The organism is Pseudomonas sp. PB101, from assembly GCF_009764265.1.
In the GTDB taxonomy this organism is placed as follows: Bacteria; Pseudomonadota; Gammaproteobacteria; order Pseudomonadales; family Pseudomonadaceae; genus Aquipseudomonas.
In genome coordinates this window covers 26,406-50,628 of record NZ_RWIR01000065.1, presented here as the reverse complement: position 1 = coordinate 50,628, position 24,223 = coordinate 26,406, and the positions used below count along the sequence as shown (strand labels likewise).

Sequence of the window (24,223 nt, the reverse complement as noted above, 5' to 3'; positions counted from 1 at the left end):
CCTCGGTGCAGAACGGCGAAGGGCCTGAAGCGATTGAACGCCCAGGCCCTTCGAATTTCAACTGTGCCGACGGTCTGTCAGAAGACCACGGTTTTGTTGCCGTGCACCAGCACCCGGTCTTCCAGGTGATAGCGCAGGCCGCGGGCCAGCACCATCTTCTCGACATCACGGCCGAAACGCACCATGTCTTCGATGCTGTCGCTGTGGCTGACGCGCACCACGTCCTGCTCGATGATCGGGCCGGCGTCCAGCTCCTCGGTCACATAGTGGCAGGTCGCACCGATCAGCTTCACGCCGCGCAGGGAAGCCTGGTGATACGGCTTGGCACCCACGAAGGACGGCAAGAAGCTGTGGTGAATGTTGATCACCTTGTGCGCGTATTCACTGCACAGCTCGGGCGGCAGGATTTGCATGTAACGGGCAAGCACCACCACTTCGGCATCGTGCTGCTTGACCAGGCGCGAAACCTCGGCGAAAGCAGGTTGCTTGTCCTGCGGATTGACCGGGACGTGGTAGTACGGAATGCCGTGCCACTCCACCATGCTGCGCAAGTCATCATGGTTGGAGATCACGCAGGAGATTTCGCAGTCCAGTTCATCGCTGTGCCAGCGGTGCAGCAAGTCAGCCAGGCAGTGCGACTCGCGGCTGGCCATCAGCACGACACGCTTCTTTTGCTCGGTATCGGTGATGCGCCAGTCCATCGAGAACTCTTCGGCGATCGGCGCAAAGGCTTCGCGAAACGCTTCGAGACCAAATGGCAGGGAGTCGGCACGGATTTCGTGACGCATGAAGAACCAGCCACTGAGATTGTCCGAGTGATGGCTCGCTTCAGTGATCCAGCCGTTGTGTGATGCCAGAAAGTTACTGACTTTGGCAACGATGCCAACACGGTCCGGGCAAGAAATCACCAGACGAAAAGTGCGCATGAGGGGGAAACTCCAGAACTTCGCAAAGGCCGCCATTCTAGCGATTGCGCAGCAAAACTGCAGTATTGTTGACGTTTCGCCCTGCCGGAAGGTCGGTGCGGCGGGTCGGGCAACACCCTGGTTTGTTCGCAGGGGGCTCTAGCGGTGCCGCTCATTTGTTAATTTATGTATATCTGGCGGACAATAACTGCACTACCAAAGCGCACAAAGACACAGCAACTAAATTAAATAAAGTTGGCTTAAATGTTTACTTGATGAAACACCGTGACTATTATTGCGGCACTGTCACCCTGCCATCCAGCGAACAACATAAGGTAGTCCTCATGTCCTTGATCAACGAATATCGCGCCACCGAAGAAGCTATCAAAGAGCTGCAAGCCCGTTTGAAGAACCTGTCCCAAGACGACAAACTGCAAACCGAGCTGGAATTCGAAGGCAAACTGCGCACCCTGATGGGCGAATACTCCAAGTCCCTGCGTGACATCATCGCGCTGTTGGATCCAGAATCCAAATCCAAGGCGCCACGCGGCGGTGCAGTGAAAACTACCGGCACCAAGCGTGCTCGCAAAGTTAAACAATACAAAAACCCGCATAACGGCGAAGTCATCGAAACCAAAGGTGGCAACCACAAAACTCTGAAAGAGTGGAAAGCCAAGTGGGGCGGTGATGTGGTGGAAGGCTGGGCTACCCTGCTGGGCTAAGCCTCAGAGCTTGTCGCAGATGGATCCGTGACAAAAAAAGAACGCCAGCAAATGCTGGCGTTTTTTTATGCGTGGCGTTTAAGCCCCGGCATGTTCGGATTCAAAGACGAAAACGCTGACGCAGTCCCTGCACATAATCCTGCCACTCACTGAGCACCCCCTGCTGAAACGCAGTAGCACTAACGCTCAACTGCGCCGCGGCCTCTACAAAACTTTCCAGGGTATTGGGCGCCCCCCACTCGGGGTCTGACAGACGTTTCTGACAGAATATTCGCCAGCGTTCTTGTTCCTCGGAATTCAACGTATCGGGAAAGTTGCGTGCGCGATATCGAAACAACAATTCAGGCAAACGTTCGTCATCGAAAGGCCACTGCTCTTGTGCCAACTGCATCGGGTCAACGGTCCGGACTTGTTCACACAATCGCCGATCCCGATCACCGATGAATCCATCGTATAACTGTTGCTCGGGATCCTGGCTCTGGGAAAAGTCTTCGCGGGCATAAATCGCGAGGACTTTATCCTGCCAAACTTTGTGCGCGTCATTTAGCCGCAACACCCGCTGCTGATACAGCGCCATATCCAGACCCAGACGCTGCTGATCCTCCTGGCGAAGTACCGACAACGGTGCCACCACCGGGCACTTGTTGATGTGAATCAACTTCAATGGCACCGGCAGCTCACCTTCGACCAGCTCATCGCGACGGGTATACAGGCGCTGGCGCAAGGTTTCAGCATCCAGATCAAGCAGGCCCTGCGGATCGAGGTGCAAGTCACAGACAATCAGGGCGTTCTTGTTGCGCGGGTGCCACGCCAGCGGCAACACCACACCCACATAGCTGCGCGCGGCGGAAAAACGGCCGGACACATGCACCAGCGGTTGCAGCAGGCGTATCTGGTCCATGACTTTCTGCTTGCTGCGCAGTTGAAACAACCAGTCGTAGAGTTTTGGCTGTTTTTCCCGTATCAGGCGCGCCAGGGCGATCGTCGCGCGAACGTCCGACAGCGCTTCGTGGGCATTGCCATGATCGATGCCATTGGCGGCGGTCAGGCGTTCGAGCTTGAGTGTGACCCGACCCTCGTCATCCGTTGGCCAGACCAGGCCATCGGGGCGCAAGGCATAGGCGGCGCGCACCACATCGATCAGGTCCCAGCGGCTGTTGCCGCCCTGCCATTCCCGCGCATAAGGGTCGAAAAAGTTTCGGTACAGGCTGTAGCGGGTCATCTCGTCGTCGAAACGCAGGGTGTTATACCCCGCGCCACAGGTGCCCGGTGCCGCGAGCTGGGCATGCACCCGGGTCATGAAATCAGCCTCGCTCAAACCCTGCGCCTGCAGTTGCCCGGGGGTGATGCCCGTGATCGCACAGGCGGCAGGATGCGGCAGGATGTCGTCACTGGGCCGGCAGTAAAGATTGACCGGCTCGTCGATTTCATTGAGATCGAAGTCGGTGCGCAGGCCGGCCATTTGCAACGGACGGTCGCAACGGGGATTGATGCCAGTGGTTTCGTAGTCGTACCAGAAGATGGAGGTCACGGGCGATTCCTGAACTGAAGATCGGCAAAGTCTAGGCGTTCCTCTCCCGCCTCGGCCAGCAGTCTTGTCATTCCAGCGTGTTGCGGCAAAACACAGCGATGTCGTTTCCCCCCGCATAGGCTGCTAGCATCGGATGGACAGAGAATCCCGATCCAGGCCACACATCAGGTAGCCCATGCTCGAGACCACAGCACTGCCAGGGAATGCGCCGCTGTCACCGCCACTGGATACGCGCTATCAAGTCGAAACGCCGGAGGGCGTCGACCTGCCACTGCGCCCGGCCGGCTTGATGGTCCGTGCGCTGGCGTTTTCCATCGATCTGGGTTTGCGCGGCCTGGCCCTGGGGGTGCTGTTCATTGTGCTGGCGATGCTCGGCAAGCTGGGCGCGGGACTCGCGTCGATACTGCTGTTCGTGGCGAGTTGGTGGTACATGGTGCTGTTCGAGGTGCTGAACCAAGGCCGCTCGCCGGGCAAGCAATGGATGGGATTGCGGGTGGTGCACGACGATGGCACGCCGGTCGGCTGGTCTGCTTCGCTGTTGCGCAACCTGCTGCGCGTTGTCGACCTGCTGCCGTTCGGTTATTTCCTCGGCGCCATCAGTTGCCTGCAACACCCCCACTTCAAGCGCCTCGGCGATATCGCCGCCGGCACCCTGGTGATCTACCGCGAACAATCGCACACCCGTCCCGAACTCCCGCAAGCACAGCCCCGTCGTCCGCCCTTTGCCCTGACCCTCACCGAGCAACGGGCGATTCTCGGGTTTGCCGAGCGCCAGGCTGAACTCTCCCCGGCGCGGGCCGATGAACTGGCCGCGATACTCGCGCAACCCTTGCAAGTCCAGCCCGCGCAAGCGGTCACCGAACTCAACGGCATCGCCCGCGGCCTGTTGGGGCCGACATGAAGCAAAGTCTTTTTGAAAGCCGGCACAAGGCAGAATGGGAGCGTTTTTCCCATCTGCTCGATCAGTTGGAACGAGACGACAAAAACACCGACGCCGGCAATTTCCCGAAGGACTACCGACGCCTCTGCCAACACCTGGCACTGGCCCGGGAGCGTGGCTACAGCAGCTTTCTGATCGATGCCTTGCAGCAACAGGTGCTGCGCGGGCATCAACAGCTTTACCGTCACCGCAGCCGTTTGGGCGCCAACGTGCTGGCATTCATCCTGGCCGACTTCCCGCGGCTGGTGCGCGAACAGTGGCGTTTCGTCCTCGCCGCCAGCCTGATGTTCTTTGCCAGCCTGGGCGGTTTTGCGCTGCTGGTGTACCTGTACCCGGACCTGGTCTACAACCTGATCCCCGCCGAGCAGGTCAGTGAAATGCAAAGCATGTACGACCCCGTGGCCGGTCACCTCGGGCGCACGGTGGACCGAGCGGCCAGTGAGGACTGGGCGATGTTCGGCTACTACATCATGCACAACATCGGCATCGCCTTTCAGACCTTCGCCAGCGGTTTGCTGTTTGGTTTGGGCAGCGTGTTTTTCCTGATTTTCAACGGCCTGATGATCGGTGCGGTGGCCGGGCACCTGACCTACGTCGGCTACGGGCCGACCTTCTGGACATTCGTGATCGGCCATGGCGCCTTCGAACTCAGCGCCATCGCCCTGGCTGGCGCCGCCGGCCTGAAGCTGGGCTGGGCGTTGGTCGCCCCCGGGCGCCTGCCACGGGCCGAGGCCATGCGATTGGCAGCACGCAAGAGTGTGCTGTTGATCTGCGGGGTCATGCTGTTTCTGTTGATCGCTGCGTTTATCGAAGCCTACTGGTCATCCATGACGGGCCCGTCGCACCAGACCAAGTACCTGGTTGGCGCATCGCTCTGGTTACTGGTGGCGGTCTATCTCGTGTTCGCCGGACGTCGTCGCCATGCGCCTGAATGACGTCACGGTGGTGATTCGCCCGCGCTCGACCTGGGAGGCCATGGACCTCGGCGTGCTCCTGAGCCAGCGCCATCGACGCCTGTTGATGACCAGTTGGGCCATGGTCACCTTGCCCATTTTCGTGCTGCTCAGTTGGGGGCTTTGGGATTCCCCTTCCCTCGCCGTGTTTATTTTCTGGTGGCTGAAGCCGGCGTTCGAACGCCTGCCCTTGTACATCCTGTCCAAAGCCATGTTCGGTGAGACGCCCACACTAAAACAGGCCCTGCAGCAATGGCCACGACTGCTCAAACCGCAATTGCTGGCCAGCCTGACCTGGCGACGCCTGAGCCTGGAGCGCAGCTTCGTGATGCCAGTGGTGCAACTCGAAGGCCTCGACGGCGCGCAACGCCAGCAGCGCCTGCGGGTGCTGTTGCAGCGCGACGCCGGTGCCGCCCGCTGGCTGACGATCATCGGCGCGCACCTGGAAGGCGCGTTGTGGATCGGTTTGATGGTGCTGTTCTATCTGCTCCTGCCACAACAGGTCGCGCTCGACTGGAGCTGGCAGTCGCTGATCTCGGAAGCCACCCAGGACTGGCGCTGGCTGGAACACCTGACCAACGCCTTTTATGCACTGGTGCTGGTGGTCTGGGAACCGATCTATGTCGCCTGCGGTTTCAACCTCTACCTGAACCGGCGCACCGTGCTGGAGGCCTGGGATATCGAACTGGTGTTCCGCCGGTTGCGCCAACGCCTCACCGGCGCAGGCGCTGCCTTGCTGATCGCGGTGACATTGCTGATGCCGCCCACCCACGGCGTGTGGGCCGCCGAACCGGCCATGACACCCGACAGCCCACGCCTGCTGAACCAGCCCCTGAACAGCCAGGCCTCCAGGGACAGCATCAAGACGATCCTCGAACAACCACCGTTCAAGAACCGGGAAACGCTGACGCGCTATCGCTTCGGCGAAGACCAGCCGGACGTTGATGCCTCGCAAGACAGCAAGACACCGCAATGGTTGAAGGCGCTGTTGAAGCTGTTTGAGGGCTTGGCGAGCCTGATTGAAGCCGCGCTGTGGGGCATTGTCATCGCAAGCATCGGCCTGTTGATCTGGCACTATCGCGACGGGTTGCAGGCCTTTGTCGGCCGCCGCCCAACGCTTCGCGTCAAAGCCACCCGGCCTGTACCGCAGCAGGCATTCGGCCTGGACCTCAAGCCCGAGTCCCTGCCCACCGACATCGCCGCCAGCGCTGAAAACCTCTGGCAAACCGATCCACGCGAAGCCCTCGGCTTGCTCTATCGCGCCCTGCTCAGCCGCCTGTTGCACGACTTCGACATCGCACTCAAAGCCGCCGACACCGAAGGCCAGGTGCTGCGGCGCATCGAGCAACTGCAACAACCGGCGTTGCTGGCCTACAGCCAGAGCCTGACCGGGCACTGGCAAAACATGGCCTACGGTCACCGCCTGCCACCCGAACAGGTGCAACAGGAACTGTGTGATGGCTGGCGTGTGTTGTTTGACGCGGGAGCGGTTCGTTGAGTCGGCGCCGGGGGGCGTTTGCCATTGCGTTGATCGCCGTGCTGGTGGCTGCGCTGAGTGTTTATCTGTACCTCAAGGCAACGCCTTATCAGGCCGAAATCGACCACGGTCCCTCTCCAGAAGCCAGGGCCAACCCTTATCTGGCGGCGGAACTGTTCCTGCGTAAACAAGGCCTGAGCGTCGACCACGCCAACAGCCTCGACATCCTGCCCAGCCTCGACCCGCACCAACACAGCCTGCTGTTACTCGGGGACCGCTACAACATGACGCCACGGCAGATCGACCAGCTGATGAACTGGACCCGGGCCGGCGGGCGCCTGCTGTTCGTCGCCGAGTCGTTGTGGGATGAAAAACTCGGCCACAGCAATGACCTGCTGCTCGATCGGGTGCAACTGCGCCAGTCCCTGAGCAAAGACCTCAAGGCGCCGCCACCCAAAGTCGGCGAAGATCCCTACCCGCAATTGACCAGGCTTTATCTGAAAGACGAAGACGCCCCGGCCTATGCCGATTTCGATATCACGTTCCACCTCAAAGACCCGAAACACCTCGCCCGGGCCTGGGCCAACAGCGCCAGGGCCACGCACATGATGCAGCTCGATCACGTCCTCGGTTCGATCATCGTGGTCACCGACGCCGACTTGTGGAAAACCCCGGCCATCGACCGGTACGACAATGCCTGGCTGCTTTGGTACCTGACCGCCGACACCCGTGTGACACTGATCTTCAACACCGATCACGACAGCCTGCCGACCTTGCTGCTGCGTTACTTCCCCCAGGCACTGGTCGCATTGTTCGCCTTGATCGGCCTGGGTTTCTGGCACTTCGGCATGCGTCAGGGCCCATTGCTGGAACCGCCGTCGAAGGCGCGTCGGCAACTGCAGGAGCACCTGCGCGCCAGTGCCGGTTTCCTGTTGCGCCGCAACGGTCAGGCCGGCCTGCTGCAAGCCTTGCAGCAAGACATCCTGCGCCGTGTACGGCGTCGCCATCCCGGCTTTGAAGAACTCGACGTCTATGAACAATGGCGAGTACTTGCACGCCTGAGCGGCCAACCCGCAGGCGCTATCAGCCAGGCCATGATCCCGCGACCCAGGCAACGGCTTTCCAGCGTTGAATTCAGCCGTCTGGTCGCCCACCTGCAATCTTTGAGGAACGCCCTATGAGTGAACCACTCGAGCCCGACGCCCAGAGCCATACGGCTCAACAGCGCCAGCGTGCAAGCCAGCTGGCTCAGGCCGTATGCAAGGAATTGCAGAAAGCCGTGATTGGCCAGGACAGCGTGATCGACGACGTCCTGACCGCGCTGATCGCCGGCGGCCACGTATTGCTCGAAGGTGTGCCCGGGCTGGGCAAGACCCTGTTGGTACGCGCCCTCGCCCATTGCTTCGGCGGTGAGTTCGCGCGCATCCAGTTCACCCCGGACCTGATGCCCAGCGACGTCACCGGGCATGCCGTATATGACTTGCAAACCGAGCAATTCAAACTGCGCAAGGGGCCGTTGTTCACCAACCTGCTTCTGGCCGACGAGATCAACCGGGCCCCGGCGAAAACCCAGGCCGCGCTGCTCGAAGCCATGCAGGAACGGCAAGTCACCCTCGAAGGCCAGGCATTGCCGATTGCGCAACCGTTCATGGTGCTCGCCACGCAAAACCCGATCGAACAGGAAGGCACTTACCCGCTGCCGGAGGCCGAACTGGATCGCTTCATGCTCAAGGTGCGCATGGATTACCCCGACGCCGAGCAGGAGCTGAACATGGTGCGTCAGGTCAGCCGCTCGACCCGGGCCGACATGCTCGACGTTCAACCGATGCGTACGTTGTTACAGGCCAGGGATGTGCTGGCCCTGCAACGCATCGCCAGCGACCTGGCGCTGGACGATCAGGTGCTCGATTACGCCGTGCGCCTGGCCCGCTCCACGCGCAGCTGGCCTGGCCTGATCCTCGGCGCCGGCCCGCGTGCTTCCATCGCGCTGGTGCGTTGTGCCCGGGCTCGTGCGCTGTTGCGCGGCGGTGAGTTCGTGATCCCGGATGACATCAAGGGTTGTGCCCTGGCCGTGCTGCGCCATCGCGTGCGCATCGCACCGGAGCTGGATATCGAAGGGCTGGATGTCGATCAAGTGCTCCTGCAGATGCTCGACCAGGTTGCGGCGCCGCGCCTGTGAAGCCCTCGCGCCTGATGCTCGCCTGGCTGTTGATCCTGCTGGCTTGCGGCATTGTGTCGGGTACGTTGCGGGCGCTGGAGTTCGCGATTGCAGCCAGGTTCATGGCGATCAACTGGGGCTTGCTCCTGGCGCTGCTGGCCCTGGCCCTGCTGGATGCTGTTCGCGTAAAGCGCCTGCCGTCGCCCCGGCTGAAACGCCAGATACCCGGCAGCCTCGCGCTGGGTCGATGGAGCGAGGCGCAACTGACCCTCGAACACGACTTTACGCAACCGCTGAAGGTACAAGTCTTCGATCATGTGCCGGCGGGCCTGAGCTTCGAACACCTGCCCCTGACGGTCGAGCTGCAACCCGGCCGGCACAGCCTGGCCGGTTATCGCCTGCGCCCGCTCCAGCGCGGTCACTTCAGCTTTGAACGCTGCGAAATCAACCTGCCAAGTCCCTTGGGGCTCTGGACGCACAGACGCTTGCTCGACCTGCCCGACGCCACCCGCGTCTACCCCGATTTCGCCCGCCTCTATGAAGGGCAATTGCTGGCTGTGGACAACTGGCTCAGCCAGCTTGGCGTACGCCAGAAACAACGACGCGGCCTGGGCCTGGAATTCCATCAATTGCGCGAGTTTCGCGAGGGCGACAGCCTGCGCCAGATCGACTGGAAAGCCACCGCCCGCCAGCGCACGCCGATTGCCCGGGAGTACCAGGACGAACGCGATCAGCAGATCATCTTCATGCTCGACTGCGGCCGGCACATGCGCAGCCAGGATGATGAGCTGTCGCACTTCGATCACGCCCTCAACGCCTGTCTGTTGCTCAGCTACGTGGCGCTGCGCCAGGGCGACGCGGTGGGCCTGAGTACCTTTGCCAGCGAACAACCGCGCTACCTCGCGCCGGTCAAAGGCACCAGCCATCTCAACACCCTGCTCAACAGCGTCTATGACTTGAACAGCAGCCAACGCAGTGCCGACTATCAAGCCGCCGTCACGCAACTGCTGGCACGGCAAAAACGCCGGGCACTGGTGGTGCTGGTGACCAACCTGCGCGAAGAGAATGACGATGAGCTGCTCCCGGCCGTTAAACGCCTCAGCCGGCAGCATCAGGTGCTGGTCGCGAGCCTGCGCGAAGACGTGCTCGACACCCTGCGCCAGTCCCCGGTGCAGACCTTGCCCGAAGCACTGGCCTATTGCGGGACAGTGGACTATCTGAATGCACGCGCCGAACTCCATGAACGCCTGAACGCTCATGGCGTGCTGGTAATGGATGCGCTACCCGGCGAGTTGGGGGCAGCGTTGGTGACGCGGTATCTGGGCTGGAAACGCACCGGCATTGCCTAGGCATCTACCGGTACGCCTCTCGCGCTGCGATGGACTAAGGCTCATAACTCCGTTCGTCGAGCGTCACGGATTTCAACACCAGGGCGCCGAGATGCAATTGGACGTCGATGTCGGTAATGCGTAAACCACTCGATCCGCCCAAGGCGGACCCATGCAGTTCGATGTCTACATCCTGGTCAGCCGCCACAACCGTGAACTGATAAGGCTCAAAGGGATTCCACTCAGCCTGGGGGTGCTCGGGAATCTTGCCACTCAGATCAATCGGGTCCTCCACTCCGGTGCTGGTCCTGACGATCACCTTGGAGTTTGCGCCATCACCGTAATTCTCATATAGGAATCTCAGCCTGTAGCTCGCCTTGGTCAGTTGTGCGGCTGTAAGCGGGGCCGTGTCGAAAGTCTGTTTAACAGCCGCCTCCCCGTTCATCATCAGATAAAAACCATAAACCGGATCTGAAAATGTCCGCGCTAGCCCCTTCCCGTTAAAGTGCGACCAGTGTTCTTTCCAGCTTGAGGGAAACCTGCCATCCACAATAAGGTTGCGACCCCTGATTTCGTCTTCGTTCATGATTTGCGTCTCTCAATTAATTCATGACACCTGAACTGACATAACGTCGCTCAGGCATTTGCCCATCAACGTCTTCCTGACCAAGGCGAACTCGCCTCAATCACCCAACTTGTCCAATACCGCCTCGGTGTAAGCCGTGCCGCCGGCCTTGGCCAGATAACGCACGTGCACAATGATGTCCGTCAGGCTTTCGATCATGTCGCTCTGTTGCGCCGAAGCATGCCGGGGGAAATGCAATTGCCATCTCGATACAGCCCCCGTGCCTTCAAACGGCAGGTAGCGTTCATCACCGAACATCAACTGGTGCAGGCCGGCATCGTCCAGGCCGCTGCTGATGCCCACTTGCTGATGGCTGCGCAGGTTGAGCAGGATGTCGAACGGCGGCATCTGGTTGCCGTCCCCATACAGGTAGTCAAGCGAGCTCACATTGGCCTTGACCACCGTGGTACTGCCGGTTTGCATCAACATGGCGCGCACGTCCTGGTAAGGCCCCAGCACTACGGGCAAGGACAGGGCCACGCTGATGATCTGCCGGCAGTAGTGCCCCGGGTAATCGCTGTCGAACAACTTCTGGGACAACTCGAAATCGAGTTTCCCCTTGCGCAGGTCGTCCAGCACCTGGACCCAGGTTTTAGCCGGCGTGAATTGCCCTTTCTCGAACAGATCGCGCAGGGAAATGGTCTTGGTGAGTTCCAGTCGCCGCTCGTTGCGGTTGAGGAAGTCCCGTTCCAGACGCATCAGGTCGAGCAGCATCGACTCACCGGCGCTCAGGCCGTGACGGTTGTCCATCCAGACATTGGGGCGGATGACGCGCGTGTCGAAATCGCCCATTTCGTACTGCCAGCTGGCTTCGGCGCTCAGGCACAACCCGACCACGGCGTCATAGGCCTGGAAGTACAGCGTGGCCATCTGGCTCAACAACCAGCGATAGAGTTCGACGTTGGTGGCGCGGGTCTTGTAGAACGAATAAAGCTCCTGGGCCTGGTCGTTGGCTTTCAGGGTTTGCGCGAGGCTGGCCCTGGCGGCCTTGAGGGTGTGGTCGTGGGCTTCGAGTTGCTGCTCGATGACCTGCAACTCACTCTTGGCCTGGGCTTCGGCGAAGCTCCATTCCTCGCCTCGGCGCAGGTAAAAAGATGCTCGTTGGAAGGCTTCGCCTGTTGCATACGTGCCCGCACCCGTGATCGAAAAAACAGTACCCACTGCATTTACGGGTTCGCCACGATCTCCACCCTGAGTACCTCCCAACGCAGCAGGGCCAATAGCTGCAAAACCAGTTAAAGTTTGCTCTTTCATGCTCGCATTGATTAGCGATCCAGCCGTGAAGGGAACAACGGCTGCTGCGCCCGTTAGCTTGCCTGTCAAGCTGAGAGCGTCCCCGGTTATTTCCGGCAAAAGCAGCGGGTTTGCATTGAGTTCCCCATAATGTGTGGCCCGCTCCTGAATCATCTTTTGACTTTCTTTCAAAGCCGCTTCCGAGGCCTCGAGTTGCTTGATTGTCTCCTCCTGAATGGTCTTGGCATGCCCGCCCAAAGCAATCACATGACTTTGCTGCAACTCCTCCAGCTGTCCACGATCGCGCAACTCCATCAACTGACGGACTTCACGCCCAAAGCCGATGAGCGTCTGCACCGCATTCTGCGCGGTAGCCAGCATGGTGCGGAATCGATAGTGCGGAATGTTCAGCCAGCCACCAGCACTGCGCGCAGCCCCCGAAGAACCGCCCGCCTGGGCGCGCAGCAGATCCAGCGGATTGGTCGGTGGGGCATACAGCGCCAGCGACATCGGCTTGCCATCGATGGTCAGGTTATGCCGCATGTTCCACAGGCATTCCTCGACGTACTTCCAGATGTCGAGCAACTGGTCGTTGGTGGGCGGGCGGAACTCCTCCAGTCCAAGGATTTCAAAATCGGGCGCTCCCTCTACCCGCGCCGGCAAATTGGCCACATTGACCTCCAGCGACCGGGCAAACGTGGTCAGTGACGAGGGTCCGGATAGCGACTTGGACTTGATAATCGTATCCGCGGATTTAGGCTTCCAATGGCTCATCGCCTTGGCCGTCGGCGCATTGCCCATCAGCGACAAGGCTCGCACGTATTGCAGCTTCGCCGCAGTGAGGCTATCCCGGGTCAAGCGCCGATAGAGTGAGTCGGCATGGGCGATGATGCAGCGCACATAGCTGACAAAAATGGTCTTGCGATAGTGAATGCGGTTGGAAAAGGCGATCGCATCAGGGTCGACCAGCCCCAGCGCTTCATAGCCGATATCCCCCTTTTCCAGCAGTGGCCGACACAGCCAGTAGCGATCGGCGGGATTGGCTGCCCCCGGCCGCGCCTCTCGAATGTGCGGGTTGAAGATGTATTGAAACCAGCGCTGCGACTCATGGTACTCGCGCGCCTCGCACAGGCGATGCGCGATCAGGAACGGCAGGTGGAAGAACAAATCCCAGTAGAAGGTGCCGTGGGCGCTGTTGAAATCAATCGGTGCCGTCGCAGGAGAGACGCCCGTTGGCTGAGGTTCAAGGGTGTGCTGCGTATTCCACGACAGCAGCTCGTCGATGGAAATGGCGGCTTTGGCCACCAGTTCAGGACCAAACAGAGAGTTGAGGCGTATCCACTTGAGCGTTGCCAGATTCAGCGGCTGAACATCGAGGAACTGTGCACCGCTTGCCTGCTTGCTGATCAGAGGAACGTTGCTCACATTGGGAGCTTGCTGGATCGTGATGTCATAGCGATCTCGACCGAACTTACCGTCTGGGTTCTCGCCCCATACAACACTCAGTTTTTTACCGATGGGGTTACCCGTCCAGCGATATTCGACCCATGGGGTTTGGAACCAGCCGTTTAATGTACTCTGTGACTCCCAGTGGCCTGGGTGGACGGTATTACCATCCATAACCTTAAGAGCCATTTCTGCCGTTTCATTATACCTCGATACAACAACTCTATTGTTAAAACTACCGAATGGGTAATACACCCCATTATTCAATGCTGAAAAGCCCGCCCCATCCGCTACAGAGGAGCGCATTCTTAACCACAGTGCCTCAGCTTGCTCATTTGAAATATCCAACGTCCTATCAATCACAATGTGATCACTATCCTCTGGAAAGTCATCCCTCGTAAATGACACGATCACAACGGGGCTACCACCTGCATCATCCAAGCATATTGTGAGCCCATCTATACGCGCCAGAAGCGTCCTAACCTCAACACTAACCTTAATACGCCTTGCACCTTCTTTTTTCACTTTAAAAACGCAACTTGCACCAAAGAAAGGAAAATCAGTAAAAACCTCTGGGACAATAGATAGTTCTTCCAACGAAAAAGCATTAAACGAAAAATCATAGACACCCTGCACTTGTAAAACATTAACCGACTCAAGCACATCCCCAACCAACTGTCGTTGACTGCCAAGATTTATATTCAACGAAATAAACTTGCTTATTTCCCCATCACGTGTCTGGTCAATTGCAGCAACGACAGAAGGAGGTAACCGCTCCTGACTCAAGACCGCGCGTTCAGTGGATAGAAGTTTGTGCTGCAACCCGTACTGATTGGCAAAACGCCCATTGGCCAGCACTTTAAGCGAGGCGATGTTGGGCGGCTGCGGTTCGAACAAGGCATTGCACGTGGCGAAAATCCACCCGAGCTCCTGCTCGTCCTCCGCTGCCGCCTGCGCCGTGGGCAAATCCGTAGTGGTGAAACACACCGCCAGCAGGTCATCGACATCCTGTTTAACGCCGGCGTAAGTCACCACCACCAAACGAGCCGACTCCACGGAGGCCTTGGCGAACTGCTTTTTCCCCAGGGTCGAGGGTGTCGACCAGATCCCGTTCACGGCAAGGTAAGAGAGCTTGACCTCGATCTGCCAGGTCCCTTCAATGACCACGTCGTTACCGTCATTGTCCTTTTCAGTGGTGTCCTGGGATTTGATCCCTTCGACCTGAACCACCATCAGGCGACCGGCAAAAAACACCGGGCGGATCGCCAGGACCGTCGGCGCGCCGGGAATACCGACGGGTTTCCATTCGGTCCACGCGGCCGGGTTGAGGAACTCGCTCGCGGTCGTTAATTCAACATGGGCCTTGCGCCAGAAATAACCAAAGGGTTGGACCCGTTGCCGGCCAATGAAGTAGTAATCGGCGTTCTTGAAACTGGTGCCCTTTTCAGTGCCGCTGCCGTCGGTACTGTTGATATACGCCGAGATCAGGTCGAGATTGCAGACTTCTTCGAACTGCTTCAGATGTTCATTAAGCGCAATTTGCACCGAGGCATCTTTCAGGCTGGCCTGTCCGAGGTTGTTTTCCAGCTCCTGGAACGATTCGGATTTTTTCAGGCGCAAGGTCGGGTTGATATAGTTTTCCGGATAATCCACCAGCATCTGATAACCGGCCCAATCACTGATACTGCAATAACGCTGATGCCAGGCTTGCAGTTCTTCCTTTGAAAACAGCTCGGTATGACCGGGTTCCATGCCGCCGTAAATCGCACCGATGTACTGTTGCGCCGCCGCGATAGCCTCTGCCAGGCGCGCTGTTTCCAGCTCCTGCCCGACCTGGCTGTCCATCAACAGGTAGCGATACAAGTCATCGTGCGAAGTCAGTTTCAACTTTTTATCTTCGGGGCGACCTTCGTCTTCTTCTACCGCTACTTGCCCCAGATAAAAGTCTGCCAAGGCCGCACATCGACTTTCTTCCAGCGCGCCAATAATTGATTTGTTCATTATTTTCTCCACTGCGTGGCCGAACGAAACTATCTCGGGGATAAAATTCGCCAAAAAGGTAAGACACACATCAGCAGGCACATCACTTCGACATGAGTGATAACCCACCTTTAAAAATCAAGCTTCAATAAAATGCATTGAACTATCGACTAACTTCTACTGACGACTTCCACGCGATAGTAAGGCGCAGCCAGCCAGTCTGATTTTTCTACACCGTCCACGAAAAACGCAGCATCCAACGTGTGCTTGCCTACTGTAAGATTTGGCTTGAATTGAACACGCCAGCGACCGTCCTTACCCACTATTCCTTGCGCGCAAGTCACAGTGCCCCCAGGTTCCACTACGATTCGGATCTCGACACCAGGCAGTCCAAGCCCTTCAACCCAGGACTCACTTCTGATTTTGACAAATCCAAACGGGTCAGGAGCGGGGTTCGTAATCTGCACCTTGGCAACAAAGTCCGTCACCGTTACCCGCACTTCCTCTGCCCACGCCTCGGTCGTATCGATATGCCGTTGCTTGACCGAAAACACATGCGGCCCCATCGACAGCGGTTCGGGAATTCGTACCGACCACTTACCGTCATCACTGATACTGGTACGCGCCAGTAGCGCACCATCTCGGCCTTCGAATACATAGATCTGTGCTGACGGGCTGCCGGTTCCGGTGAGTAAAGGCTGTACTTCTACGCTATTGCCAGCAACGGGGTACGACAACACCGGCGGCGGTGCATCCAGCCGCCCCGGCAACACCAGCCGCTGATCCAGTCGATTGCAATAGAAGGTCAGGTCGAAAGCACCGTTGCGCAGGTCCTTGCAATCGATGTCCCAGCTGAGTGTTTTATTCTCGCCAATGCTGACGTATGCCCCGGTAGGCGGGCTGAAGAGCATCCCCAGGCCTTTGGCCGAGAACTCGCCGCTCCAGGCCAGCATCGCCCGGGCATCCGTGAGGTCCACCGATGCGGGCAGGTCAATCTCAAACGTGTAGGCATGCCCGCGGATGAAGGCCAAAGGCGCCTGAGTGAAAACCTTGTTGGCGGTGGTATCGGTCAACTTGTAAGCCCACTCGATGGCCGGCACGACTTTGAGATCGAATTTCCGTGTGTAGGTCGGGGTGCCCTTGAGCACGGCGGTCACCTCATAATCGCCCGCCTCATCCGCTTCGAAAGGAAAGGTCGAACGCCCCAGTGCATCGCTGGAAATTTCGACAGTCGCCATCGAGCTACCCTCGATTTTTTGCACTGTCCACTCAATCGGGCAATTGGCAATCAGCCGCGACTGGTTGTTTGCCTCCTCCCGCACGGTGACCCACAACAAGGTCGGCGTACCAGAGTCGGCCACGGGGTACAGGTAGTCGGTGGACTCGCCGTGAATCACTGCGTCTTGCGCCACGTACAGGTCCAGCCGTTGCTCGCCCATCTCGACCTTCGCCCTGAACTTCTGGTCTCCGGCTGCTGGTGCGTCGACAGTGACCTGTGCAATACCCTCGACCGAAGTCGTACGCTCCCCGAGGCTTGTTTCCCCTTGGAAGAATTCGACTTTCACGTTCGGGAAAGGCTTTTTATCCAGCCCTACAACAAGACAATTGAGGACCAATGGTCGCCCGACAACAGCCATCGAGGCTGCCTCCAGGTGCTTGATGGAGGGCTTGTCGACAAACGTGATGTTGTTGATGACCAGTGAATCCTTGGTGCTGTAACTCGCCACCAGACTCGCTTTCTCCACGGGCTCCATGCTTCTGACCCTGGTGCGGGCAAAGCCCTGTTCATCGGTCATCACCACCAGCGGATCAGCAACCACACCTTTGCCGGCGAAGGTCACGGCACGGTCACGCCCTGGGTTGTTCCGCGAATCGACAAGCTGTACATACACAGGAAAAAACGCTTGTCCGCCGGCCAGGAACTCATCCCCGTCTGCAGGATCTTCAGTGGCGTCAAGGCCGAAGCCCAAAGTGAACTCTTCGCAATCGATCAGGATCTTCGGTGCATACACCGTTTGCGCCAGACCATAGGTACCCGTTACCTGCACGGCACCCATCCATGGCCCTTTCTCCGGTTTGAAACGGATCACCGCGCGGCCCTCATGATCGGTGACGGACACCGAATCCATCAGGCCCGGGCGATCACTGCGCCAGGTCACGGTGATGTTCGGCAGGACTTTGTTGGTCAGGTCGCGCAACGTCAGCTCAATCAGTGCGACCTGATTCGGCGCGTTGGCAATCAAGGTATCGTTGATGCACCGGATGTCGTGGGTCGCACTCTGGCCGATTTCACCGACCACCTGCGACTCACCCTGTACCGCCGATTCGGACAGGCACTCCACGACATGCTCGGCCGCACTGCGGCAGGCCGACTTGTCACTGTCCGGGGTCAACGCGCCCAAGCCGATAATGGCCTTGGCATCCAGCCCGCTGCTGGCGGCCAGCCCGCGGATGCGGATCACCGTGTCCAGCGTGACCAGATCCCGCACCACCGGCATCGATGGGTTGAGATAAAGGATGCACTCCAGCACCTCCCGTACCCCCCACTTCACCACTTCAGCCAATTTGCTTGCAGCCGAATCACGAATCAGGCGCAGATCTTCCGGGGTCAGATAGGTGGGTAACGCATTCACCAGCTCGAGGTAATGCAGCAGCTTTTCAGCAGGCTGGCCGGTGTAGGTCACCACTCGCTGGAACAAGGTCAGGTAATACAAGGACGTCAGGGAAAGTTCTTGCGGGTGCTTGAAGCCCAGCCACCGCCAGTTCTGTCGGGTGGTCAGGGCGACCAGCATCGCCGAGCTGAGTCCCAGTGTTTGCACGACGTCCGCACGTCGCACCAGATGCGCCAACAGGCTCAACACCTCATCACCGACATTGACCTTGTCTGCCCCTGAGGTCACCGCCTCCAGCGCTCGCGTGGTCTCAAGCAGCAATAGATAAACACCGCCGCTGTTGACCCATTTCAACAATGGCAGCACCAGGTCCTGGGCAAGGCTCAGGTACACCGACAAGCTTTCCTGTACCACCGCATTCTGGGCGTCCCTGGCCTGTAGCAGCAGCGCCAGAATCACCTCACTTGCGCGTGCGGCATCCGCTTGCGGCACCTCTGCCAAAGTCACCGCGGCTTCGATTTCCGCACGCGCCAGGCGCTCGTATTCTTGCGTATCGTCGGTGAGGCTCAACACCAGACCATCCGCATCAACGACCTCTTCGAGCAGTTCCAGCCATCCCGAAAAATTCTGATTGTTGTTGGCCGGCACACCCGCTGCCCGTAGCGCCTCTTCAGAGAGCCGTACCGGCTGCAGGCGCTTGTGCAATTCCTGTAACAAGGTTGTGTCCGCTTCGGTGGCCAAGGGTGGCGCAATCACGGGCGCTACGTGTTGTACCAACCAGGACACGCTCAATTCATTTTCCTGACACCATTGAACACAGGCTTGCACGGCATGCATCACACTCAACAGATCGCCGCTGCTGGCGGCACCGCTGACCCGCACGCGCGACTCGCCCAGCACCCGTTGCAGCAGTTCACTGCCGCCCTTGTCACTCAAGGCCTCGAGCAAAGCGGCCAATTCAATAGGGCTGATACGCAGAAAAGAAGCCAGCAATACGTGCCGATACAAGGAGGAAAGCACAGGCAAGCTGCACGTCAGCTCCTCTGTCAGGTTGTGACTCTTGGCCACAAACCGCGCCAGGTACCGCCAGGCTTCCTGGTTGAGGCCCAGGCTGCTGCAGATATGGTCGATCGTGCGCTTGTCGGCACGGGTCTGCGGGTCGATGGAAAAGGGGGCGTTATCCACCTGCAAAGGCGTGTCGAACAATGCCTGGGCATTGAAGATCCGGTCGAACTGCGAAGCCTCTTCTCCTCGCCCGTACGGCGAGATCTCGTCAATCAACGCCGCAAATTGCTCGGCAGAGCACTTGAACCGCAGGCGAAACTCCTGGAACAGGCCGATGACACGCAAGGTGTTGTTGGTGATCCTCAAGGGTTTTTCCGCAAAAGGCTGCCCCGACACTTTCGAGTCAATGAGGTCAGACCTTTGCTCTGCCCGGATCGCGGCGATCACCAGGCGATCGCATTGATCGGGGGGCAATTTCAACCAGCGGTTGAGCCGCAACATCCGGCTCATGCGCTCAAAACGGTTATTGGTACTGTTCTCAAATTCTCGCGTACCACTGGCCGGCGGTGTCAGGTCCATCGCTTCGTCAGTTCCATCGTTGATGAACACCGAGCCAAATACTTTGGGGGACGCTGCTGGCATTGAGTCCGGCGCAATGTTGTCCGTAAGACTGGGCAAACAATCTTCGATCGACAAAAAGGAGGTGAGCGTTTGTGCGTCGATGGAGGTCTGGGCACAGAAGTGCACCGAATCCTTCAATGCATCGCCGGTTGAGCCAAAATCTCTTTTATAAAAAGCCGTGAGATCGTTGGGGTCTGGGGCGGGTTCGATTTTGGTAAACAAAAAGTTTTCGAGTAAAATCCGCTGCCCCTGCGGCCCGATGTTGCAGGATTGGCGAAGCGCAATGTCCGACAGGTTTCCGTGAACGCCTGTCTGCTTGAAATAAGGCGCCGTCAGGTCAATGGCCCGCACGACTTCACCCAGCGACAGCTTGTTTTCCTCCAGTACCTGCTTCCATTGCTCGGCGTACCACTCGAACGGCATGCTGCGCAGTGGAAAGCGTGTTTCCAGCAAACGGTCATCGACCACTTTGTCGTCCGTATTTGCAGGGGCAGGGTTCTTCTTTATGAAATCTTTGATGATGCTTTCCAGCACCTCGTTGACCAGGGTCACCGTTGGCTTGATCTGGAACATGCTCACAGAATCGATAAGAAGATCGTCAAGGTCCGGCCGCCGCGTGTTCAGCGTGATGAGATCGTTTTTGCTCCCCGCGCGATTCTCCAGGTCCCGGGCCATGATGATCAGCCTCACAAAATAAGCCGCTGGCGAGATGCTTGAGTCCGGGCTTTGAGAGGGACTGGCTCCCTCCCAGTCAGGGTCGAACAAATCGTCAAACGTAGGCGCATCCGCCACTAGCGCCTGCACGCCGGTGCGATGCAGGGGGTTGGGCGGTGCCTGTGTCACCAGACGCTGTTCACGAAACTCTCGAGCGGTATACACCGCAAGGCTCTGAGCCCTGTCCATCAACAATTGCGCAGTGCGACTATGCAGCCCGAAAGTCTCGACCACTTGTTGACGCCCCAGTTTCAGCAGGTCGAAAACGGAGCCTCCCTTGGCGACAAAATGCTCGAAATTGCTTTGAACGGTAGGCTCATATGCGCCGGGCGTCAGCTCCAGAAGCTGCTTTAGAGGCGTGGTCGAGTCATTGCTCATCGTGGATCTCCTGCAAAACAAAAGAGTGGCGCCAGCTGCGGCACGAAAGGCAGTAAGTGATTGGCGATTGCCCTTTGGTGATTTTGTACGCTGACCACGACCTCGCCGACACCTGTCAGTATTGACAGTCCAGACGAACGGTAAATCTGGTCGATCAGCTCGGATTTGAATAGAGTGGTTTTATCGAAGAACCGGGTGCCGACCGGCGGGTTGCCGGGTTGCGGGAGACAGGGCTTGATATCAGGCTCTCACCCATGAGAATTCACAGGCCGGACCTCATTGCTTCGATTTTTGTTCGATATTGCTAGCCTACTCGGGCGGGGTTCTCACATAGAACCAGGCGGTGTCGAACCAGGGCGTAGAATCTCCGTCTGATGCATCCTCCAAGACCCAATAAAATCGATAATGCAAGGCATTCGGACCTGTAGGTAAAACCTGCGAAGTCGAATATCTGTAATTGGGCGTCGGTTGTAGAGTTTCTGGCCCATGGGGCTTGAAATGAAGCTGTACATAAGCTTTGCCGTCAAAGGCACCATGTCCGTTGACCGGAACGGGCGATGAATAGCTTCCACCCTGCCTGGGCGAATCCGGTAGCCATTCCGCCTGCGGAGTAACCGGATCGCTCGAATGGTTTGTAGTTACATTTGACTCGGCAGTAGTTGCCATTAAAACGCTCCTATTCGGCTACAGCGTCCGGGACTGGGCGGCTGTGAATCCTATTTAGCGTTCGAAAGCAAAACCTGGCTACTGTCAGAAATTACAGGTAGCACGTAACACGGCCAGATTCAGGGTGCCATTCGTCTATTTGCGGCTGCGGATTGCTCACGAATCTTAGAGAGCATTTATTCACGCCGAAGCCGGCAACGACTGAAAACTGAAGTACTGCTTCAACGCCCTCACCAATTGCCCATACTCCGGCGGTGCCCGTTGCAGGCTGAAACCGGCGTCGTAATGGTGGGGAGTCGCGTCTTCGTGGCACCACAGGCAACAGGCCTGCAGATCGATGATCCGCTGGCCGCCTTCGGTCGCGGGAATTTTCAGGCGCAGGTCGAATTCGGCGCCGATCAACATCGGCAGCTGGCTGATCAGCATCAGCCCGTCTTCAGAGACATTGCCCAGGTAGCCGATGGGTTTGCCGGTGATGCCGTTGAACACTTTCAGGAAGTACGGCAGCTGATGCCGCTCGATTCGGCGGTCGGTGAACATGTGCGTTTTCGCTATGCCAGGCTCTTAAGCAGAGCCGCACTACTGCTTCGGAACGGGTGCGCATTGAGACGTGGCCCGCTCTCCCCGGTCCCGGTGCGCCAACGTTAGCAGCGCATGATCTTGCTTGTGCCGGTCACAGGTGTTGCCCCGATAGAGGCGAGGCTCTAAAACCGGGTTCTTCAACTATAGCTCAGCACCGCCGGTGGGCCAGCGACCGCATGCCAACCGTCATCAGAACTGCGTCGGTTTTACCGCTGCCGCGCTGCGCAACGGGTAGTGGCCCAGGCTCTGCAAGGTTTCCAGGCGGGCACGGGCGCGATAGGCGTATTCGCTTTGCGGATACGCGGCGATGATGAACTGATAGGTCTGGGCCGCGTCAATGAACATCTTCTGCCGCTCCAGGCACTGGCCGCGCATCATCGACACTTCCGGCCACACGTATGGCCGCGCGCGGCTGTCGCGTTCGACCTTGGACAATTCGAGCATCACCTGCTCGCAATTGCCCCGGTCATAGGCGCTGTAGGCGTTATTCAAATGGTGGTTCATCGCCCAACGGGTACAACCGGTGACGCTGAGGGCGCTGATGGCAAGGGCGGCAATGAGAACGAAACGCATGGGAAAATCTCCTGTCTTGAACGCTGTATCGACCCACGGTCGGAAATCTTCAGGCTGCCGGGACGCAAAGTTGCAGGGTTCAATAAAGAAAGAAATAAGTAGTGCAAACGAACAATGACTACAACATCGGAGCATAGTAGCCTCACTCAGCGCTTGAACTCAGGAGTCTTTGCATGTCCGTCCGTCGTACCAAAATCGTCGCCACCCTTGGCCCGGCCAGTAACTCGCCGGAAGTTCTCGAACAGCTGATCCTGGCTGGCCTTGACGTCGCCCGCCTGAACTTCTCCCACGGCACCCCCGACGAGCACAAGGCTCGCGCGAAGCTGGTGCGTGACCTGGCTGCCAAGCACGGTCGCTTCGTCGCCCTGCTGGGTGACCTGCAAGGCCCGAAAATCCGTATCGCCAAATTCGCCAACAAGAAGATCGAGCTGAAGATCGGTGATCAATTCACCTTCTCCACCAGCCATCCTCTGACCGAAGGCAACCAGCAAGTGGTCGGCATCGACTACCCGGACCTGGTCAAGGACTGCGGCGTGGGCGACGAACTGCTGCTCGACGACGGTCGCGTGGTGATGCGCGTCGATACCGCCACGGCCACCGAACTGCACTGCACCGTGACCATCGGCGGTCCGCTGTCGGACCACAAAGGCATCAACCGTCGCGGTGGCGGCCTGACCGCTCCGGCCCTGACTGAAAAAGACAAGGCCGACATCAAGCTCGCTGCGGAAATGGAAGTCGACTACCTCGCGGTGTCCTTCCCGCGTGACGCCGCCGACATGGAATACGCCCGTCAACTGCGCGACGAAGCCGGCGGCACCGCCTGGCTGGTGGCGAAGATCGAACGCGCCGAAGCCGTGGCCGACGACGAAACCCTCGACGGCCTGATCAAGGCCTCCGACGCGGTGATGGTTGCCCGTGGTGACCTCGGTGTGGAAATCGGCGACGCCGAGCTGGTGGGCATCCAGAAGAAAATCATTCTGCACGCACGCCGCCACAACAAGGCCGTGATCGTCGCGACCCAGATGATGGAGTCGATGATCCAGAACCCGATGCCGACCCGCGCCGAAGTGTCCGACGTAGCCAACGCCGTGCTCGACTACACCGACGCCGTGATGCTCTCGGCCGAAAGTGCTGCTGGTTTGTACCCGCTGGAAGCCGTTCAGGCCATGGCGCGTATCTGCGTCGGCGCCGAAAAGCACCCGACCAGCAAGACCTCCAGCCACCGCATCGGCAAAGAGTTCGAGCGCTGCGACGAGAGCATCGCGCTGGCGACCATGTACACCGCCAACCACTTCCCGGGCGTGAAGGCGATCATCGCGTTGACCGAAAGCGGCTACACCCCGCTGATCATGTCGCGCATCCGTTCCTCGGTGCCGATCTACGCATTCACCCCACACCGCGAAGCCCAGGCTCGCGCGGCAATGTTCCGTGGCGTGTACACCATCCCGTTCGACCCGGCTTCGCTGGCACCGAACGAAGTCAGCCAGAAGGCGATCGACGAGCTGGTCAAGCGCGGCGTCGTTGAGAAAGGCGACTGGGTCATCCTGACCAAGGGCGACAGCTACCACACCACCGGCGGCACCAACGGCATGAAGATCCTGCACGTTGGCGATGCGATGGTCTGAGAGACCGCTTGCTGAAAAACCAAAGCCCCGCCATGTGAATGGCGGGGCTTTTTGTTTTCTGATCCAACCGGTGTGTTGTCTGATCGGGCCTCATCGCGGGCAAGCCCGCTCCCACACTCGCCCGGGTTGTTCACAAATCATGCGACCAA

Annotated in this window: 15 protein-coding genes; 8 read left to right on the top strand and 7 right to left on the bottom strand. The window is 58.7% G+C overall.

Features of this window, described 5'->3' with window-relative positions; translation table 11 throughout:
* Positions 1-77 precede the first annotated feature (77 nt).
* The gene (gene purU / locus EI969_RS19750; RefSeq protein WP_150718748.1) at positions 78-926 is read right to left on the bottom strand and encodes a formyltetrahydrofolate deformylase; all 849 of its coding nucleotides are present in this window, start codon (positions 924-926) and stop codon (positions 78-80) included.
* A gap of 323 nt (positions 927-1,249) precedes the next feature.
* Between purU and mvaT the strand changes: the two genes are divergently transcribed.
* A complete protein-coding gene (mvaT, locus tag EI969_RS19745) occupies positions 1,250-1,627 on the top strand; it encodes a histone-like nucleoid-structuring protein MvaT (RefSeq protein WP_007945872.1) in 378 nt (125 codons plus the stop codon).
* Positions 1,628-1,727: 100 nt separating this feature from the next.
* Here the strand turns inward: mvaT and sbcB are convergent, their stop codons facing one another.
* On the bottom strand, positions 1,728-3,158 hold the full coding sequence (gene sbcB / locus EI969_RS19740) for an exodeoxyribonuclease I (RefSeq protein WP_160389273.1): 1,431 nt from the start codon (positions 3,156-3,158) through the stop codon (positions 1,728-1,730).
* 175 nt (positions 3,159-3,333) lie between these two features.
* Between sbcB and EI969_RS19735 the strand changes: the two genes are divergently transcribed.
* Genes EI969_RS19735 through EI969_RS19710 form a run of 6 tightly spaced genes read left to right on the top strand, consistent with a single transcriptional unit; the run spans position 3,334 to position 10,035 of the window.
* Positions 3,334-4,059: an RDD family protein gene (locus EI969_RS19735; RefSeq protein WP_160389272.1), complete on the top strand. Its 726-nt coding sequence runs from the start codon at positions 3,334-3,336 to the stop codon at positions 4,057-4,059.
* Positions 4,056-5,033 carry a stage II sporulation protein M gene (locus EI969_RS19730; RefSeq protein ID WP_160389271.1) on the top strand — a complete coding sequence of 326 codons (978 nt, stop codon included), beginning with the start codon at positions 4,056-4,058 and terminating at the stop codon, positions 5,031-5,033. The genes EI969_RS19735 and EI969_RS19730 overlap by 4 nt, the downstream gene beginning before the upstream one ends.
* Positions 5,020-6,549, top strand: coding sequence for a DUF4129 domain-containing protein (locus EI969_RS19725; protein WP_160389270.1), 1,530 nt, complete (start codon positions 5,020-5,022; stop codon positions 6,547-6,549). The genes EI969_RS19730 and EI969_RS19725 overlap by 14 nt, the downstream gene beginning before the upstream one ends.
* The gene (locus tag EI969_RS19720) at positions 6,546-7,709 is read left to right on the top strand and encodes a DUF4350 domain-containing protein (RefSeq protein ID WP_160389269.1); all 1,164 of its coding nucleotides are present in this window, start codon (positions 6,546-6,548) and stop codon (positions 7,707-7,709) included. The genes EI969_RS19725 and EI969_RS19720 overlap by 4 nt, the downstream gene beginning before the upstream one ends.
* A complete protein-coding gene (locus EI969_RS19715; protein ID WP_160389268.1) occupies positions 7,706-8,707 on the top strand; it encodes a MoxR family ATPase in 1,002 nt (333 codons plus the stop codon). Before EI969_RS19720 ends, EI969_RS19715 begins: the two co-directional genes overlap by 4 nt.
* Positions 8,704-10,035 (top strand): DUF58 domain-containing protein, encoded by a 1,332-nt coding sequence (locus EI969_RS19710; protein ID WP_160389267.1) that lies wholly within the window; start codon positions 8,704-8,706, stop codon positions 10,033-10,035. Before EI969_RS19715 ends, EI969_RS19710 begins: the two co-directional genes overlap by 4 nt.
* A 34-nt stretch (positions 10,036-10,069) precedes the next feature.
* On the opposite strand, the gene EI969_RS19705 is transcribed toward EI969_RS19710, so the two are convergent.
* The 5 genes from EI969_RS19705 to EI969_RS19685 form a co-directional block, all read right to left on the bottom strand.
* Positions 10,070-10,600, bottom strand: coding sequence for a hypothetical protein (locus EI969_RS19705; RefSeq protein ID WP_160389266.1), 531 nt, complete (start codon positions 10,598-10,600; stop codon positions 10,070-10,072).
* A gap of 96 nt (positions 10,601-10,696) precedes the next feature.
* On the bottom strand, positions 10,697-15,319 hold the full coding sequence (locus tag EI969_RS19700) for a neuraminidase-like domain-containing protein (RefSeq protein WP_160389265.1): 4,623 nt from the start codon (positions 15,317-15,319) through the stop codon (positions 10,697-10,699).
* 149 nt (positions 15,320-15,468) lie between these two features.
* Positions 15,469-20,628, bottom strand: coding sequence for a Tc toxin subunit A (locus tag EI969_RS19695; protein WP_160389264.1), 5,160 nt, complete (start codon positions 20,626-20,628; stop codon positions 15,469-15,471).
* A gap of 846 nt (positions 20,629-21,474) precedes the next feature.
* Complete coding sequence (locus tag EI969_RS19690) at positions 21,475-21,834, bottom strand: PilZ domain-containing protein (RefSeq protein ID WP_160389263.1); 360 nt, start codon at positions 21,832-21,834, stop codon at positions 21,475-21,477.
* Between the two features lie 231 nt (positions 21,835-22,065).
* Positions 22,066-22,449 carry a tol-pal system YbgF family protein gene (locus tag EI969_RS19685; protein WP_160389262.1) on the bottom strand — a complete coding sequence of 128 codons (384 nt, stop codon included), beginning with the start codon at positions 22,447-22,449 and terminating at the stop codon, positions 22,066-22,068.
* A gap of 173 nt (positions 22,450-22,622) precedes the next feature.
* Between EI969_RS19685 and pyk the strand changes: the two genes are divergently transcribed.
* The gene (gene pyk, locus EI969_RS19680; RefSeq protein ID WP_150718762.1) at positions 22,623-24,074 is read left to right on the top strand and encodes a pyruvate kinase; all 1,452 of its coding nucleotides are present in this window, start codon (positions 22,623-22,625) and stop codon (positions 24,072-24,074) included.
* The last annotated feature ends 149 nt before the right edge of the window (positions 24,075-24,223 follow it).

What these genes read in the sequence shown, in the direction of transcription:
- EI969_RS19695 (WP_160389264.1), bottom strand. Translation starts at nt 20,628, where the DNA reads ATGAGCAATGACTCGACCACGCCTCTAAAGCAGCTTCTGGAGCTGACG.
- EI969_RS19700 (WP_160389265.1), bottom strand. Translation starts at nt 15,319, where the DNA reads ATGAACAAATCAATTATTGGCGCGCTGGAAGAAAGTCGATGTGCGGCC.
- EI969_RS19715 (WP_160389268.1), top strand. Translation starts at nt 7,706, where the DNA reads ATGAGTGAACCACTCGAGCCCGACGCCCAGAGCCATACGGCTCAACAG.
- EI969_RS19725 (WP_160389270.1), top strand. Translation starts at nt 5,020, where the DNA reads ATGCGCCTGAATGACGTCACGGTGGTGATTCGCCCGCGCTCGACCTGG.
- EI969_RS19685 (WP_160389262.1), bottom strand. Translation starts at nt 22,449, where the DNA reads ATGCGTTTCGTTCTCATTGCCGCCCTTGCCATCAGCGCCCTCAGCGTC.
- EI969_RS19690 (WP_160389263.1), bottom strand. Translation starts at nt 21,834, where the DNA reads ATGTTCACCGACCGCCGAATCGAGCGGCATCAGCTGCCGTACTTCCTG.
- mvaT (WP_007945872.1), top strand. Translation starts at nt 1,250, where the DNA reads ATGTCCTTGATCAACGAATATCGCGCCACCGAAGAAGCTATCAAAGAG.
- purU (WP_150718748.1), bottom strand. Translation starts at nt 926, where the DNA reads ATGCGCACTTTTCGTCTGGTGATTTCTTGCCCGGACCGTGTTGGCATC.
- EI969_RS19705 (WP_160389266.1), bottom strand. Translation starts at nt 10,600, where the DNA reads ATGAACGAAGACGAAATCAGGGGTCGCAACCTTATTGTGGATGGCAGG.
- pyk (WP_150718762.1), top strand. Translation starts at nt 22,623, where the DNA reads ATGTCCGTCCGTCGTACCAAAATCGTCGCCACCCTTGGCCCGGCCAGT.
- EI969_RS19730 (WP_160389271.1), top strand. Translation starts at nt 4,056, where the DNA reads ATGAAGCAAAGTCTTTTTGAAAGCCGGCACAAGGCAGAATGGGAGCGT.
- EI969_RS19735 (WP_160389272.1), top strand. Translation starts at nt 3,334, where the DNA reads ATGCTCGAGACCACAGCACTGCCAGGGAATGCGCCGCTGTCACCGCCA.